We start from the raw sequence: 2035 nt of genomic DNA on the forward strand, positions 1-2035 counted from the left end.
CCGCCGCCCAGTCGCTTGCGCCAGATCGGCGCGCAGCAGGGCGCGGGTGCGTTGCAGCGCCGCTGTCCGGTCCGCGTTCGCCTTCACCGCGAACCGATTGTCGATCGATTGCCCCAGCACCAGCGCGCCCGCCCCCGCCAGCAAGGCGAAGATCAGCAGGGCGATCATCACTTCGACAAGGGTGAACCCCTGTCTCGTTTTTGCGCTAACGCTCGCCGCGCGGCGGCTCGCTGCTTGAGCGTGTTGGCGCCACGCCTTCATGCGCCCGCCGCCCGGAACAGCACGCGCTCGGCGGCCTGTTCCTCATCGGCGAAGACGCGCACGTCGATGCGGCCGACGCCGGGCATGTCGGTCGCGCTGACCACCCGCACCCAACGCCATTCGCGCCCGCCCAGCGACGCTTGCCCCGACGTGCTGCCGCTGGGCAGGTCGCGCGCGATCATCGCCTCGGCGGCCACATTGTCGGCGACGACGCCGCCCAGCGTCCGCGTCTCGACCCGCGCCGCCGAGCGGGTGCTCTCGCCCGACAGGTTCAGCAACGCCATCGCCGCCAGACCGAACACGGCCAGCGCCACCAGACACTCGATCAGGGTGAAGCCCGCGCGGGACGAACCCTCACTCATGGATCGTCACCTCGCCCGCGCCATCGATGGCGACGGTGACGGCCTGGCCCTCGCGCTCCAGCCGCAGGCTGGCGGCGTCGGCGCCGCCGGTGGGGTCGAACACAGCGCGCGCGGCTCCAGCGACGGCTGCCTCCTCGCCCCATGCCTTGGGCGCCAGAACGCCGGTCAAAGGCGTCCAGACGGCGCCGTCGAAGCTCTCGAAGCCATAGCCCGCCGCATCGGCGCGCAGGGCCACCGGGCGATTGGTCATCACCGCCTCTTCGCGCGCCAGCGTCAGACGCGCGGCGAACCGCTCGGCCTCGACCGCCAGCGTAGGGCGCGGGTCCGGCATGGACAGCACCATCGCCCCCGCCGCCACGCCGATGATGGCGATGACGACCATTAACTCGACAAGGGTGAAGCCCATTTTTTGTTCGCTACCGCGCGCGCCTCGGGCGCGCGCTGCTTGAGCGAGTTGCCGTGCGCTACCGCTCGCCGCGCTGCGGCTCGCTGCTTCAGCGCATTGGAGCGCGCGCATCGACCGGGCGCGGTCAGCCCTGCCAGTTGCCGATGTCGGCGTCATTCCCCTCGCCCCCTTCCTGGCCGTCGGCGCCGAAGGACCAGATGTCGAACTGGCCGCCATGGGCGCTGCGGCGGCGGTACTGGTAGGGATTGCCCCACGGATCTTCCGGCAGGCGACGGACATAGCCGCCTTGGCGATAGCGTTCCGGCCGCGCCAGATCGGCGGGCGGCGCAGTCAGGGCCTTCAGCCCCTGCTGGTCCGTCGGGAAGGTCAGGTTGTCGAGGCGATAGGTCTCCACCGCCTGCTCCAGCACCGAGATGTCGGCCCGCGCCTTGCCGACCATGGCCTTGTCCTGACTGGGCAGGACGTTGATCGCCACCACCGTCGCCAACAGGCCGATGATGACGATGACGACCATTAACTCGACAAGGGTGAACCCTTGTCGTGCGCTACCGCTCGCCGCGCGGCGGCTCGCTGCGTGAGCGCGTTGGGCGCGCGCTTGGGCGACATGGCGCAGACGTCGGGCGAAGGTCTTGAACATCAATGCCTCTCTCACCCCAGAGCCAGGGTGTTGATCTGAAGGATGGGAAGCAGGATCGACAGCACGATCACGGCGACGATCCCGCCCATGACCACGATGATCGCCGGCTCCAGCAGGCTGAGCATCACGGCGGTGAAGTTGGAGAATTCGCGCTCCAGATAGTCGGCCGCGCGCTCCAGCATGGGCTCCAGCCGACCGCTGCTTTCGCCGGATGCAGTCATGTAGACGAGGATGGGCGGGAACACCTCGGCGCGGCGCATGGCGGCCGACAGGCCCCCGCCTTCGCGCACGGCCTCGGCCATCTGTTCGGTGGCGCGGCGCAGGGCGCGGTTGGAGACGGTGCGGGCGGTGATGGTCAGCCCCTCCAGC

5 protein-coding genes are annotated in these 2035 nt (G+C 70.0%); all 5 read right to left on the reverse strand.

Features of this window, described 5'->3' with window-relative positions:
- On the reverse strand, positions 1 to 261 hold a 261-nt coding region (locus BDIM_RS18710; protein ID WP_169312142.1), incomplete at its 3' end, for a PulJ/GspJ family protein.
- A complete protein-coding gene (gene gspI / locus BDIM_RS10610) occupies positions 258 to 623 on the reverse strand; it encodes a type II secretion system minor pseudopilin GspI (RefSeq protein WP_003165593.1) in 366 nt (121 codons plus the stop codon). The genes BDIM_RS18710 and gspI, both read right to left, overlap by 4 nt.
- A complete protein-coding gene (locus tag BDIM_RS10615) occupies positions 616 to 1029 on the reverse strand; it encodes a GspH/FimT family pseudopilin (protein WP_003165594.1) in 414 nt (137 codons plus the stop codon). The genes gspI and BDIM_RS10615 overlap by 8 nt, the downstream gene beginning before the upstream one ends.
- A 124-nt stretch (positions 1030 to 1153) precedes the next feature.
- Positions 1154 to 1666 carry a type II secretion system major pseudopilin GspG gene (gene gspG / locus BDIM_RS10620; RefSeq protein WP_081461893.1) on the reverse strand — a complete coding sequence of 171 codons (513 nt, stop codon included), beginning with the start codon at positions 1664 to 1666 and terminating at the stop codon, positions 1154 to 1156.
- Positions 1667 to 1677: 11 nt separating this feature from the next.
- Positions 1678 to 2035: type II secretion system F family protein (locus BDIM_RS10625; protein WP_040345762.1), on the reverse strand; the 358-nt coding region annotated here is incomplete at its 5' end.

It is taken from the genome of Brevundimonas diminuta ATCC 11568, assembly GCF_000204035.1.
Classification (GTDB): domain Bacteria; phylum Pseudomonadota; class Alphaproteobacteria; order Caulobacterales; family Caulobacteraceae; genus Brevundimonas; species Brevundimonas diminuta.